We start from the raw sequence: 14,448 nt of genomic DNA, 5'->3' as shown, positions 1-14,448 counted from the left end.
TTTATGTTTATTTCCGAAAGGGAGTCAGGAGGCATTATGTCTAGAGACGATACATCCAGGACGAATCACAATAGAGATAGAGGATCGTCCAGTTCCAAATCAAAACCAAAATCAAAACCAAAAAAGAAAAAGAAATTTTTGACGAAGAAGCGTGTGCTGTGGAGCTTGTTCTTCGCTACGGCATTAGCCATTTTTTGTGCATTAGGTGGATATCTGTTCATTATGCTAAATGGTCAAAAGCTTCTGCTTGAGAACCAAGATAAGCTAACAGTGAATGAAACTACTAAGGTATATGACCGCAATGCTAATTTAATCGGCGAATTATCACTGGAGAAAAGTGATCCAGTAGAGTATGAAGAAATTCCACCGTTATTGGTTAATGCTTTTGTAGCCACAGAGGATAAACGTTTCTTCGAACATTCTGGTGTGGATTTATGGTCGATTGGCCGGGCAGCAGTAAAGGATATCGCCGCACGAAGTATGGTAGAGGGCGGTAGTACCATTACTCAACAGCTCGCCAAAAACATCTTCCTGACACGGGACAAGACGTTTTTCCGTAAAGCAACTGAAGTGTCTATTGCCGTAGCCCTTGAGAATCAGAAATCTAAAGAAGAGATCATTACGATGTATCTGAACCGGATTAACTTCGGGGGTACAATTTACGGAATTAAAGCAGCATCAGTAAGATATTTTGGTAAAAGTGATTTGAGTCAGCTTAAGGTCTGGGAAATCGCGACATTGGCGGCAATGCCAAAAGGCCCGTCTCGTTACAACCCGCTGCGTAACCCAGATCTTTCGAAGGAACGGCGCGCAGTAGTGCTTCAGCTTATGTATGAGCAAGGGTACATAACGGAGCAGGAAAGAGACGAAGCAAAAGCCGTAGATTATAACTATAAGCCGCCAGAAAAGAAACAGCGTTATCAAGCATTTATTGATTTTGCAGTAGATGAGGCGGAAGAAAAATTTGGATTGTCAGAAGATGATCTGAATATCGGCGGATACAAAATTTACACTACCATGGATAAGCATGCTCAAGAAACGGTTGAAGATGCTTTTGCAGATAGTGATAATTTTGAAAAGAGTGTAGATGAAGAGCTGGTACAAGGCTCAATGACGATTGTGAATCAGGAGAATGGCAGCATTGTCGCACTCCTTGGCGGACGGAATTATGAGAAAAAAGGCTACAGTCGTGTAACTGGCAGCCGTCGTTCTCCAGGTTCTGCTTTCAAACCAATTGTCTCTTATGCTCCAGCGCTGGAATCTGGGAAATTCACCATGAATTCAACGCTAAGCAATGAGAAGCAATGTTTCGCGAACTATTGTCCAACCAACCTGCACGGATATTCTAAGAGCATCAACATGAGTGATGCCATTCAGAAATCAGAGAATATTCCTGCTGTTTGGCTGCTCAATGAAATTGGTGTGAATACCGGATTTAAATTTGCCAAGAAACTAGGCATTGGATTGGAAGACGAGGATAAGAACCTCTCGCTGGCTCTTGGAGGCATGAGCAAAGGAACCAATACGCTGGAAATGGCGCAAGCCTACAGCGCTTTTGCAAATGGCGGCGAACTAAGAGAGGCTTATTCCATTAAATCCATCTCTGACAGCAGTGGTGAGACGGTCTACAAAGCGAATACAACGCCTGAGCGTGTGATGAGTAAGGAAACGGCTTATCAAATGACTGAGATGATGCAGAAGGTCGTGGAGAGCGGTACGGGTAGAAAAGCTAGGATTGACCGTCCTGTGGCCGGTAAGACCGGTACGACGCAAAGTGGATATTCTGGAATCAGCTCGAACCGTGATGTGTGGTTTGTAGGCTACACGCCGGAATGGACAGCAGCAGTCTGGATGGGTTATGACAAGCCAAGTAAAAAGCATCTGCTTAAGAACAGCAGTCCGCTTGCCGCTGCTTTCTGGGGTAAGGTCATGGAGGAAGCGCTGAAGGATGTTCCTAAGAAATCCTTCCCGCAGATCGATAACGAGATTGCCCCTGAGCCTACAGAAACACCAGAAACAGCTCAGACCGTTACTGGACTATCAGCAGCATATGATCCTTCTACGATGACTGTAAATCTCAATTGGGAGGCAGTTCCTATTTCCGGAGTTGAGTATCGTATTTATCGTAGAGAGACATCGGAAGCTGAGTTTGGCTCACTGTTAAATACAGTGACTACCAGCGCAGGGGATTTTAGTGCACTGCCTGGTTTGGTTTACGAGTATTATGTAACTTCTTATGACCCTGCGCTGAAAGTGGAGAGCGAACCATCAAATGTGGTTAGTGTATCCGTGCAGGATGAAATGCCGACCCCTGAACCAACCATAGATCCTAATCTTCCGACCCCGACCCCAGAGGAAGGTGGCAACAACGGAGAGAATGGAAATGGTGGCAATAACGGAGGCGGCAACGAGGGTGGCGGAAATGACGGAGGTACAGGGACGATCCCTGAAATCACCCCGCCACCGCCAACACCAGTGCCGACTCCAACTCCAGAACCCACTATCGGTGGAGAGGGTTCCGGCGATGAGAGCGGGAATGTGTCCACAAACCCTGATCCAGAGGCGGGGTTTGTGAACGGAGATTCTTCCGCTCAATAAACGAGTTTGAATTTCAAATAATAAGCTTTATCCATGGCAGCCCAGCTTCGCTTTATTTAAAAAGCGAAGCTAGGCTGCCGTTTTTGTTAGGTTTAGAAGAAAAATTTCTTGTATTTTGCGGGATGTTTTGAGTGTATCCTCTAAATGTGTTAAGCTGAATAGACCATACTGGAGAGGGTAATTTCTATGAAACGTAAATTCGGAGACCGGGCCAACTGGCGCCGGATTACGCGTCGCCATTTTGCCTGCCGCTATGTGGAGAGCCGGGAATTCAGCGGATATATTACGCTTTATACCATCTACGGGCTGAAAGAACCACTGTGGAAGAGCTATGGACGACATACATATCGTATTGCAGATAAAGGTTATTCCTGGCTGCAATATTTTCCGAAAGACAGTCACTATATTGTGACGGCTATGTTCGACGAAAAACAAAATATTGTTCAATGGTACATAGACACCTGTAAGGTGCAAGGCGTCACTGACCAAGGTGTGCCTTGGTTTGACGATTTGTATCTGGACGTGGTAGTACTTTGGAACGGCGAGGTGTTTTTGCTCGATGAGGATGAACTGGAGGAAGCACTGGAGAGGCAAGATATCTCAGAAAGCGATTATAAGCTAGCCTGGGAGACTGCCCATACTATTTTACGTGGCATCGATGCTCATGCTTTCCCTTATTTCTCTCTCTCTTTGAAACATCGTGCCGAATTATTTCATCATGGAGAATTCAGGAGGAAATAAAGATGGAATGGTACGTTTATGGAAGAGACTCTTCCCCGATTCGGATTGTTCCCAAAAAACGCCGGATTTGGTCTAAACGAACGTTGCTTATTGCTTTAATGCTTATTGTTGTAGTTGGATTGTTGTGGTGTGCGTACGCATTGAGGAATATCAATAAAGCCGCAACGACAGATCCTATGCTCAAAGCCGATACAGGGATCATTCTTGGCATGTCGATGTGGGGAGATGAACCTAGCCCGGGATTGAAGGAACGATTGGATTACGGGCTTAAGCTTTATCAAGAGGGGATGTTCTCGCATTTCATAGTTTCTGGAGGTTTGGATAAACCTGATCTTAAATATACCGAAGGTCAAGGCATGCGTAATTATTTAGTAGCTCATGGAGTTCCGGATAGCGCCATTTCTGTTGAAAATAAAGCTACCAGCACTTACGAGAATCTTCTGTATAGCAAAGCCATTATGACAAGTGAGGGATTGTCTTCAGCAATTATTATTACGCATACATATCATGGATGGCGTTCACACGAAATCGCGGACGAGCTCGGTTATGTGAATCCTGAACTGGGACTTACAGAATCCACTGTTCTGTCGATGACAAGGCATAAGTCGCGTGAAATTCTAGCCTATACGAAATGGAAAATCCAGCAGTTGTTCCTGTAATTGTTCCCGAATAACAGAATCTTCTAATAACGCCTCCTATTCCGGAAGAGACTTGATTAGAAAAGCCAGCCCTCAAATGGATTAAACTCTAACTGGGGGCTATTTGTTATTTGTATATCAATAATAATGGGAGTGTAAAATGATAAAAAAATAAGCGTTTGCTTATGGCTTTTATGTATTTCGGTCATTCTATCCTCGTGTACCATCGTAGAAGATGCGAGAGATAGCAGGGAATTCAATGTCAAAACCCCATTCTTTAAAACAAGTGCATGATGTCATTCAGTTATTGCATATAATGCTCTAACGAGGTGATTACAATGGGTGAAGAAAATTTAAGAAAGATAACCATTAATGATTCCAGAATGAATATAACTTTCAAAAATCAAGACCCAACAAATATTACGAATGAAACATTGGAGAGCGCGCTGGCTCAAAATAATCATTTAGAATCTACAAAAGAAATCCTGCAAGAGCTTCATGAGCTTATTGGTCTTGAAAAGGTGAAGGATCTTATATATGAAATTCATGCGCTTATCCAAGTGGAAAAAATGAGACAAGAACTGGGGTTAAATGTAGTTAATCAGGTTTATCATATGCTGTTTAAAGGCAACCCCGGGACTGGAAAGACAACTGTAGCAAGAATCGTTGCCAAGCTGTTAAAGAATATGGGCATATTAAGTAAAGGTCAATTAATCGAAGTAGAGAGAGCGGATTTAGTGGGGGAATACATAGGGCATACAGCTCAAAAGACCAGAGACCTTGTTAAGAAGGCTATGGGTGGCGTATTATTCATTGACGAGGCTTATAGCTTGGCTAGAGGCGGAGATAAAGATTTTGGGAAAGAGGCAATCGACTGTCTTGTAAAGGTTATGGAGGACAGGAATGATGATCTCATCATTATCTTAGCGGGTTATCCAAATGAAATGGAGATGTTCATGGAGGCTAATACCGGACTTCCCTCACGATTTCCAATTCAACTTGATTTTCAGGACTACACAACAGATGAACTGATATTGATTGCACATAAAATGGCAGCTGAAAGAGACTATATAATTACTCCGGAAACAAACGGGAAACTAAAAGAGTTAATCCTTAATGAGAAAATTATTGAAGAAAATTTTAGTAATGCGCGGTATGTACGCAATATCCTCGAGCAGGCAATTCGCCATCAAGCGGTTAGATTAATAAGCAGACATGTCAAAATATCCAAGCAATCTTTGATGGAGATCTTACCGAGAGACCTTGTTCTTCCGGTCGATGATTATCCAAAAGGGGAGAGTATAATCTCTTAAATAAATTGACACCGGCTAAGTTTATACGTGCTTAGTCGGTTTATCTTTTATAAAAGATTGAAGATTATCATAATGAAAATGCTGACAGCATGGGGAGCCGTTCCATTATCAGCCTATATTACCAATGAAACTTATGATAAAATGTTTTGAAGTGCTGTGAATGAACAGTTTCATCTGTATAACATCAGCAAGAAGTGAAAAACTGATTAAATGGTACACAAAGATTCTATTACCGTCATAAGGAGCATGAATAAATGGCAATAACTACGCATGATACAGAAACGGATATTCAAGATCGGGCGATATTGGTCACTCTCGTCACAGATAAAATTAAACGTACCGGTATTGACCCAGAGCTTTCTCTGCAGGAATTAGTACAGTTAGCAGAAACAGCAGGTGTTGAAGTCCTGGATGTGTTGCGTCAGAATAAGGAAACACCGGATTCAAAATGGTTTATCGGGAAAGGTAAGGTAGAAGAGCTCCGCATGGCCGCTGATGGTCTTGGAGCTAATACGGCTATTTTTGATCAGGAATTATCTGGAGCGCAGGTACGGAACCTTGAAGAGTCTTTGGATCTGAAGATTATTGATCGGACGCAGCTCATTTTGGATATTTTTGCTGGGCGGGCCAAAACGAGAGAGGGTATTATTCAAGTAGAGCTGGCACAGCTGTCCTATCTTTTGCCGCGGTTATCCGGTCAAGGCAAAAACTTATCCAGATTAGGCGGGGGGATAGGAACCAGAGGTCCAGGTGAAAGTAAGCTTGAGACCGATCGCCGGCATATTCGCAATCGGATTACGGAGTTGAAACGCCAGTTGGATGAGGTAGTTAAAACCCGTGAATTGCACCGTGAACGCCGTCGTAAGGCAGGGGCAGTGCAGGTTGCTCTAGTCGGCTACACAAATGCTGGTAAATCGACGCTGCTTAAGCAGCTTACGGATGCGGATGTTTATATTGAAAATCAATTGTTTGCTACGCTTGACCCTACTTCACGTGTGCTTCAGCTAACGGGTGGCAAAGAGGTAGTGCTTACGGATACTGTAGGCTTCATTCAGAATCTTCCGCATGATCTTGTGGCATCTTTCCGCGCAACGCTGGAGGAAGTCAATGAGGCCAATCTGGTGTTGCATGTAGTGGATGCCTCATCTCCAATGCGTGAGGAGCAGATGGAGATTGTGCAAACTATTTTGCAGGACTTAGGGGCAGCCAGCAAACCGCAAATAGTGCTTTTTAATAAAATCGATCTATGTGAGCCTGAGCAACTGGAAATGCTGCCAACCGGCACAGGGTTTTTGAAGATCAGTGCGTTTAACCCTGAGGATTTAACCCGGATTATCGAAATTATCTCTGATGAATTGGCCGGAGATACGCTGAATTTTCGAATTCCTGGAGACCGTGGCGATATTTCTTCCCTGCTTTACAGAGTAGGTGAGGTTCTGGAAACCACCTATGACGAGAACGATGTTATCTATAACGTCCGTCTTAATAAAGAGGATTATGATAAATGGGGTTACATGCTTGCTGATTTTGTGGACCAGCCGTAATCTTCTTTGTTCCCCTAAAGTGGAAATGCTTGTAGTATAGGTATAAAATAATAGCTAATGACAAAAAGCGTCAGGCAACTGTCGCTTTCTGTCATTATGATGGCAAGTAAATGTAAGGAGCGAATAAGAACTAATGGCAGTTTTTGCAGAAGATATTTTAGGAGCGGCAGAGTCCGCAGAAGTTGAAATTGAAGGTGCAGTCAAAGCCCTCGATCGAATTGTCGATAAGAATCAATGGAAGGTTATTGAAGCGTTTCAACGTCATCAGGTCAGTGATTATCATTTTGCGGGTTCAACGGGGTATGCTTACAACGACCGTGGACGCGAAGTGCTGGATCTTGTCTATGCTGACGTTTTTGGTGCGGAATCAGCTTTGGTGCGTCCGCATTTTGCTTCAGGAACACATACCATTTCAACAGCCCTCTTTGGTGTGCTGCGACCAGGAGACGAGCTTTTATACATCACAGGTCGTCCGTACGATACCTTACACAAGGTGATTGGCCAAGCAGGAGATGGGACAGGCTCACTCGCAGACTTCGGAATTACATATCGGGAGGTTGCCCTTACCGCAGAGGGTAAGATTGATTGGGAAGAGGTAACTCTCTCTATCAATGAGAAGACTAAAGTAATTGGAATTCAAAGATCGCGTGGTTATGATTGGCGTGCTTCCTTCACAGTAGCCGAAATAGGTGACATGACAGCGAGAGTGAAGTCATTGAAACCGGATGTTATTGTGTTCGTTGATAATTGCTATGGTGAGTTTACTGAAGAGCTTGAGCCTCCACAGGTTGGAGTGGATCTAGTAGCGGGTTCATTAATTAAAAATCCTGGTGGTGGAATTGCTGAGACGGGTGGATACATCTGTGGGCGCAGAGATCTAGTAGAGCTTACAGCGTACCGTCTTACAGCTCCTGGTATCGGCGGCGAAGTAGGTGCAATGTTAGGAACTACCCGCGGGTTATACCAAGGACTGTTCATGGCTCCGCATACAGTTGGACAAGCCCTTAAAGGCAGTATTTTTGCGGCAGCTGTATTTCAGCGCTGCGGGTTTGAGACGAAACCAGCGTGGAATGAACCTCGTACAGATTTGATTCAGGCGGTTTCCTTTGATGGACCGGATCACTTAATTGCCTTCGTGCAGGGAATTCAACGTGCTGCGGCGGTAGACAGCCATGTAGTTCCAGAACCATGGGATATGCCGGGATATGAACATCCTGTCATCATGGCGGCAGGTACGTTTATACAAGGTGGTAGCTTAGAGTTATCGGCAGATGCGCCTATCCGTGCGCCTTATATCGGCTATATGCAAGGGGGATTAACCTACTCCCATGTCAAATATGGCGTTTTGATGGCACTCCAAAGTATGCGTGATCGAAAATTACTGTCAGAAAATCTTACACACCATTGACACGCTGTATTAGGAAATGTACAATGAGATCAGAAAAAGATCATTGGAAGGTTGGATGAGTCATGGGTGATGAAATCCGCAGAAATATGGCATTATTTCCTATTGGAATTGTAATGAAGTTAACTGATTTATCTGCAAGACAAATTCGTTATTATGAACAGCACAGTCTAATCGTACCTGCACGTACATCTGGGAATCAACGTTTGTTCTCTTTTAATGATGTTGAGCGCCTATTAGAAATTAAGGCCTTGATTGAAAAGGGTGTTAACATTGCTGGCATCAAGCAAGTAATGAACCCAGTCTCTAAGGAATCCGAAGAAGCTACTGTGATTACCCCTGACACAGAGGTTAGACGTAGAGAGCTATCAGATTCGCAGCTTCACCGTTTGCTGAAGCAAGAACTAGTTTCCGGTAAAAGACCGGGACAGGTATCGCTTATTCAAGGTGAGTTATCCCGGTTTTTTAATAAATAATAATATACAGAGTTTTGAAAGGGAGAGGATCACGTGAGCTTTTCTAAAGAGGATATTTTACGCATTGCCAAGGAAGAGAATGTTCGTTTCATTCGTCTGCAATTTACAGATCTGTTAGGTACTATCAAGAATGTAGAGATTCCGGTTAGCCAATTGGAAAAAGCACTCGACAACAAAATGATGTTTGATGGTTCCTCCATTGAAGGTTATGTACGGATTGAAGAATCCGATATGTATCTCTTCCCAGATCTTGATACTTGGGTAATCTTCCCTTGGGTGACTGATAGCCGTGTTGCACGTCTGATTTGTGACGTGTATATGCCTGATGGTACTCCATTTGCTGGAGACCCACGTGGTATCCTGAAGCGTTGTCTGAAGGAAGCCGAAGAAATGGGCTTTACAGCGATGAATGTTGGACCTGAACCTGAATTCTTCTTGTTCAAAACAGACGAAAGAGGTAACCCAACTACAGAATTGAACGACCAAGGTGGTTATTTCGACTTAGCTCCTACGGACTTAGGAGAAAACTGCCGTCGTGAAATCGTATTGACCCTTGAAGAAATGGGCTTTGAAATCGAAGCATCCCACCATGAAGTGGCTTCCGGCCAGCATGAAATTGATTTCAAATATGCTGACGCGATCACTTCTGCTGACCAAATTCAAACCTTTAAGCTCGTTGTGAAGACGGTTGCCCGTCAACACGGCTTGCATGCAACTTTTATGCCTAAACCTTTGTTTGGTATTAACGGATCGGGTATGCACGCTCACCAATCCTTGTTTAATGGCAAAGAAAACATGTTCTACGATGAAAGTGACAAGCTAGGTCTGAGCAAAACTGCACGTTACTATATGGCTGGTATTTTGAAGCACGCTCGTGCTTTTGCAGCGATTACTAACCCAACAGTGAACTCTTACAAACGCCTTGTTCCTGGTTATGAAGCACCTTGTTACGTAGCTTGGTCTGCAAGTAACCGTAGCCCGATGATTCGTATCCCGGCTTCGAGAGGGCTTAGCACACGTGTTGAAGTTCGTAATCCGGACCCGGCAGCTAACCCATACCTCGCACTTGCTGTTATGTTGAAAGCAGGGCTAGACGGAATTAAGCGTAAGCTTGATCTTCCAGCCCCAATTGACCGTAACATCTATGTGATGTCTGAGGAAGAGCGTATTGAAGAAGGCATCCCGAGCTTGCCATCCGATTTGAAAGAAGCGCTAAGCGAAATGATCCGCAGCCATGTAATTACCGAAGCTCTCGGCGAACATGCGCTGGCTCACTTCTACGAGCTGAAAGAAATCGAATGGGATATCTATCGTACTCAGGTTCACGAGTGGGAAAGAAACCAATACATGACTTTGTACTAGAACCTTTAAACCCTTGACACCTTTGGTGTTGAGGGTTTTTTTGTTTGGGCAAAATAGTGGTTTTGTAACCATCAATGATATGTCTACGAAAAATGCCCGCGAAATGCCCACAAATAGCTGAGGTTAAGGTTATTCGAGGATGTTTTACAGGTGAATATCAAAATTGGCATATTGTTGATTAACAATTTTAACGTGTAAGAAGCTGTTCATTTATCATAAATAATGGGATATGATGGGATATAGAAGAATTAAATGCAGAGACGGAGGAGTGAATTTGGATATAGTTTGGTCAAACTTAATATTAACTTTGATAATTTTCGGGATATTAGTGGTTTTGATTTTTAAAGGTATTAGTTTATTAGTAAGAAGTTATAAATCAAAAAAATAACTCTATAGACGATTATACATAGTCATGGTCAGTCATTGGTTATATTCCCGCATCGTGACTATAAAAGAATTTATCAAAGAGTATTGACACAAGACCTGAGTTACAGACCATTAAGAATGGCGATTTACAGACCCCCCCCGCGGTTGGCTGTGAGTCGCTATTTTATTATTTTTGTATATTCTAAAAGTGTTAAAGTAAAAGTGATTGTAAATTTTTTTTCACTTTAATTGTTTTATCGTCTACCTTGCTCTTGCTCAGTCCAATTAACCTTATGAAACCGAGAAGAACTAAGATCTCATGGGTCACTTTATGGAATCTGGTGGCATTAATTAAGATAGTTGGTGCCCGAATCGTCCGGGAACAATTTGAATTTCGAGCACAACTCCATAGCTGTAAATAAGAACGAGTCGATTGTTTGAAATTTTTCAATCCGTAGCAATAAAATTGAGAAAAGGTTTGAAGAATAAGAGGACACGTCACTCATGTGGGTAATAACTAATATAGTAATAAGGAGGTGCGTAATGAAAAAAATATTATTAACTACAGTTACTAGTATTCTTCTGTCTTCCTCAATTCTCGGTGCATGTAGTAACAATAAAACAACAGACGAGGCAAAACCTACAGCGTCAAGTGCAGCGACAATGCCAGTTGTTGAAGCTACAAGCACTCCTGAACCTTCTGCTACTCCTTCTATGGAGGCGCAGGAGTCCGCCAGTCCGGAGGCCACTGATCCTCTAACATCCGATCGGCCAAAGACCAAAGCATTTGGTGAACAGGAGGGAGGGGTCTCAGGGCAAGAAGGTACACTTGGGAAAGGTGATGGATATTCCCTGTATGTTTTTCAGGGTTTCACACTAGACTCACAGTCTGGTCGTTTATCATTAACTGAGGATCCAACCTATTATGCCGAAATTAAACACTTACCTGCCGATTACGATCTCACAGCTTTGAAGCAGCAGGGACAAACCGAGCTTTCTGCAATTGGCAAAGCCAACGACCATAGCGGGGAACTAATTGAACATCCTCTAGGTTTTGCTGAACTATATCTGCAGGCAACCGGTGATAAAGGGATAGAAGATTATATGGTCTGGAAGAATCAGGCGGGGGAAGCTTTTCTTTTTCGGATACACAATCCTAAGGGGGATTCGTCGAATAAGTTTGCACCTTGGGTGATGGTTTCACTGGCAACACTTGAACTTGAAAGGAATTAAGTGTGATCAGAGCCGAAGGAGTTGTGCGGAGTAGAAGGGGTGTGCCATAACCATAATCAAAAAAATGGTTGTTGGCACACTTCTTCTTCTTTTTGGTACCTTACTTCATTCGAACGCCAATTTTCGTTTGCTGAGGTTGCAAATTTCGCGTATGAGCCTGCTATAGGATCCAGCAGACCTTATACGAAGCTTTACCCTACATTTGGGATAATAAAGGACTCCATAGTCGCAATTGGCAATAAAAAGACCTAATATGAGCTTCTTTTTTAGGAATAACGTCACTGGAGTCCGAAACCATGCTCCAAAGGCTGAAAATTAGCAAATAGCGTCATCTGGGTCCGAAAGTCAGGGCACGTAGTAGAGGGATTTAATGTTAAAATATCTTATATATAGATAACTAATTCTTTCCTGGGAAGGAGTAAGTTCATGCAAATTTTTATTTACATAGGATTGGGCTTCTTTATAATTTCAGGTATATGTGTTGGAGCCTTCACGACAGGTACACAACAAAGAGGTAACTTTTATTCGGAATCTAAGCAAGACCGTAAAGCTAAAAAAAAAGTAGCGAATTGGTCCGCTTTAGGTGGTCTTATTTCATTAGCTGTAGCTGGGATTCTTTATTTGTTGTAAATGAACGCACAACATAAGGAGGAGTGTTGCAGATGGTGAAGATTTTTAATGAAAATACGGTCTCTTTTACACAAAAACAGTCCCCGATCCCAGAGTTTGCTTGGCATACGAGTGAAAGGTTAGCTGAAATGGTGGGCTCCAAGCATTTAGTTTTTGATATCAGATCTTTAGATCCTGATAAATATTCTTTTCCTTATCATTTTCATAGAAATGCTGAAGAAATATTTGTGATTTTAGCGGGAAAAGCGATGTTAAGAACACCCGAGGGTTTTACGGAGGTTACTGAAGGGGATGTAATATTTTTTGAAATGGGACCGGAAGGGGCGCACCAGCTTTATAATCATTCCGATGCACCATGCAGGTATCTGGATCTCCGAACGAATCAGGGAATAGATGTTTGCGAATATCCAGACTCAGGCAAAATCAACATTTTGCCCTATCAAGAAATCTATCAAGCAGATGAACAGGCGGATTATTGTAAGGGAGAAGAGCATGTAAGGGAAAAATGGAATGGGGGAGTGTAATTGATTAAAGATCGTTGGTTTACAGTAACTGAAATTGATCCGACCACCTATGCAATCAGTGAATATGGACATTGGGAAAAGGTGCATTCTTTTTTACTCTTGGGGCAAAAACAAGCCGCGTTAATTGATACGGGATTAGGTATTGATAATATAAAAAGAATAACGGACCAGTTAACGGATTTACCTATCGCTGTCATAACTACGCATGTGCATGCAGATCATATTGGCAGTCATGGGCAATTCGAGACAATCTATGTTCATAAAGCGGATGAGGATTGGCTGATTAACGGAATAAAAGGCTTGTCCCTTGCCCAGATTCGAAAAGATATGAGCCGGGACATCACCCTTCCTGTTCCTGAAACCTTTGATCCTAACACCTACATACCTTTTCAAGGGAAACCAACAGCTCTTTTACAAGAAGGGGATGTGCTCGACATAGGCGGGCGCAAAATAGAAATTTACCACACACCAGGTCATTCGCCAGGTCATATCAGCCTTTTTGATCATGCCAACGGATATCTGTTTACAGGTGATTTATTGTATGACGTTACGCCAATCTATGCCTTTTACCCTTCGACTAGTCCGGTTGATTTAGTGGCATCCTTAGAGAAGATTACAGAAATTCCAGGGGTTACCCAAGTATATGGCTCTCATAATACACTGGGTTTAGATCCATCTATTTTACAAGAGGTCAAAAAGGCAGTTCGTGAGTTACGTGAGCAAAAGGTAGTGGCACATGGTACGGGTATTCACCAGTTTGATGGGTTTAGTGTGCAATTTTAGGTTCTTTCTATTTCGAAATCAAATGAGAGGTATGGCGATAACAACTTAATTATTCAGATACGATTGACCTGAAGAGTGCATGCAATTGTTGTACTTGGGAGTAAGCTTCCTTGTACTGGTTGTCGGATTGTTGAATAGGCAATAAACCCGGCAAGAAGGAAATACAATACACAGGCGTTTCTTTGCTGTTCATATATAATTTAAGCGTGAGTTCTTCTATCACATTAGCTTCTTCATCAGCTTCCTTAAGGACGTTAATATCTGCACTAGTTGCAGTTGTTTTGCTGTTTTGTTGTCTTTTGGAGACTTTTGAAAGGGTAAGTGCGTTAACCACAATCTCGGATCCCATTACATTATCGAAAGAGTATAGCTTTGCTACTGCTTTTTTGTTGCTCTTCGGATTTCTGGTGCCTATTGCTAATTTTTTATTAGGTTCGTTAAGTGCGATCAAGTGAGATTGATTGGGGGGAATGAATGTTTTGGTGAAAATGATGTTAAAGGATGCAGCCGCATTAACTAGCATAGAAATATCAGATGAAGTGGATAGCGTTTTCAATTTTATAATGGCGGCACTTAGAATTAAAACAACTCCTAAAATAGCAAATAAGTACACTAAGATAATCAGCATATAATCACCTCCCAGTTATCTCATTAGACTCAAATTGTTGCTTATTGAAAGATATGCCTGAATGATCCCCACTAGTATCTTTTAAAAGGGAAATTCGTGGAATTATAGGATCGGCTTCGGAATTAGCCCAAAAAAAGCACCCGGAGAAACCTGCCGATTCTGCAAATGGCGCAAAATTGGGGGTTGCTGCAAGGGTGCTTTTTAAGG

At 42.6% G+C, this 14,448-nt stretch carries 13 protein-coding genes; 12 read left to right on the top strand and 1 reads right to left on the bottom strand.

Features of this window, described 5'->3' with window-relative positions; translation table 11 throughout:
- Positions 1-36: 36 nt before the first annotated feature.
- From MHH86_RS17370 to MHH86_RS17315, 12 genes are all read left to right on the top strand, one after another.
- Entirely contained in the window at positions 37-2,598 is a 2,562-nt protein-coding gene (locus MHH86_RS17370) for a PBP1A family penicillin-binding protein (protein WP_036687740.1), read from the top strand.
- A 186-nt stretch (positions 2,599-2,784) separates the two neighbouring features.
- Positions 2,785-3,339 carry a DUF402 domain-containing protein gene (locus tag MHH86_RS17365; RefSeq protein ID WP_036687739.1) on the top strand — a complete coding sequence of 185 codons (555 nt, stop codon included), beginning with the start codon at positions 2,785-2,787 and terminating at the stop codon, positions 3,337-3,339.
- 2 nt (positions 3,340-3,341) lie between these two features.
- A complete protein-coding gene (locus MHH86_RS17360; protein ID WP_036687738.1) occupies positions 3,342-3,998 on the top strand; it encodes a YdcF family protein in 657 nt (218 codons plus the stop codon).
- A 317-nt stretch (positions 3,999-4,315) separates the two neighbouring features.
- The gene (locus tag MHH86_RS17355; RefSeq protein ID WP_036687736.1) at positions 4,316-5,290 is read left to right on the top strand and encodes an AAA family ATPase; all 975 of its coding nucleotides are present in this window, start codon (positions 4,316-4,318) and stop codon (positions 5,288-5,290) included.
- A gap of 254 nt (positions 5,291-5,544) precedes the next feature.
- Entirely contained in the window at positions 5,545-6,834 is a 1,290-nt protein-coding gene (gene hflX / locus MHH86_RS17350; protein WP_036687733.1) for a GTPase HflX, read from the top strand.
- A 133-nt stretch (positions 6,835-6,967) separates the two neighbouring features.
- A complete protein-coding gene (locus MHH86_RS17345; protein WP_036687732.1) occupies positions 6,968-8,242 on the top strand; it encodes a methionine gamma-lyase family protein in 1,275 nt (424 codons plus the stop codon).
- Between the two features lie 62 nt (positions 8,243-8,304).
- Positions 8,305-8,715 carry a MerR family transcriptional regulator gene (locus MHH86_RS17340; protein ID WP_019910684.1) on the top strand — a complete coding sequence of 137 codons (411 nt, stop codon included), beginning with the start codon at positions 8,305-8,307 and terminating at the stop codon, positions 8,713-8,715.
- 33 nt (positions 8,716-8,748) lie between these two features.
- Positions 8,749-10,077 carry a type I glutamate--ammonia ligase gene (glnA, locus tag MHH86_RS17335; protein ID WP_036687730.1) on the top strand — a complete coding sequence of 443 codons (1,329 nt, stop codon included), beginning with the start codon at positions 8,749-8,751 and terminating at the stop codon, positions 10,075-10,077.
- Positions 10,078-10,986: 909 nt separating this feature from the next.
- A complete protein-coding gene (locus MHH86_RS17330; protein ID WP_076128397.1) occupies positions 10,987-11,676 on the top strand; it encodes a hypothetical protein in 690 nt (229 codons plus the stop codon).
- Between the two features lie 426 nt (positions 11,677-12,102).
- Complete coding sequence (locus MHH86_RS17325; RefSeq protein ID WP_076190187.1) at positions 12,103-12,306, top strand: DUF5316 domain-containing protein; 204 nt, start codon at positions 12,103-12,105, stop codon at positions 12,304-12,306.
- 32 nt (positions 12,307-12,338) lie between these two features.
- A complete protein-coding gene (locus MHH86_RS17320) occupies positions 12,339-12,830 on the top strand; it encodes a cupin domain-containing protein (protein ID WP_076184439.1) in 492 nt (163 codons plus the stop codon).
- Positions 12,831-13,613, top strand: a complete 783-nt coding sequence (locus MHH86_RS17315) for an MBL fold metallo-hydrolase (RefSeq protein WP_076316730.1) — start codon at positions 12,831-12,833, stop codon at positions 13,611-13,613. It abuts the gene before it with no gap.
- A 49-nt stretch (positions 13,614-13,662) separates the two neighbouring features.
- Here MHH86_RS17315 and MHH86_RS17310 read toward each other — a convergent pair whose 3' ends face one another.
- Positions 13,663-14,241, bottom strand: coding sequence for a hypothetical protein (locus MHH86_RS17310; RefSeq protein WP_076316731.1), 579 nt, complete (start codon positions 14,239-14,241; stop codon positions 13,663-13,665).
- Positions 14,242-14,448: the final 207 nt, after the last annotated feature.

The organism is Paenibacillus sp. FSL F4-0097 (assembly GCF_038593125.1).
In the GTDB taxonomy this organism is placed as follows: Bacteria; Bacillota; Bacilli; order Paenibacillales; family Paenibacillaceae; genus Paenibacillus_AQ; species Paenibacillus_AQ odorifer.
This window is presented reverse-complemented; position numbering and strand designations above follow the sequence as displayed.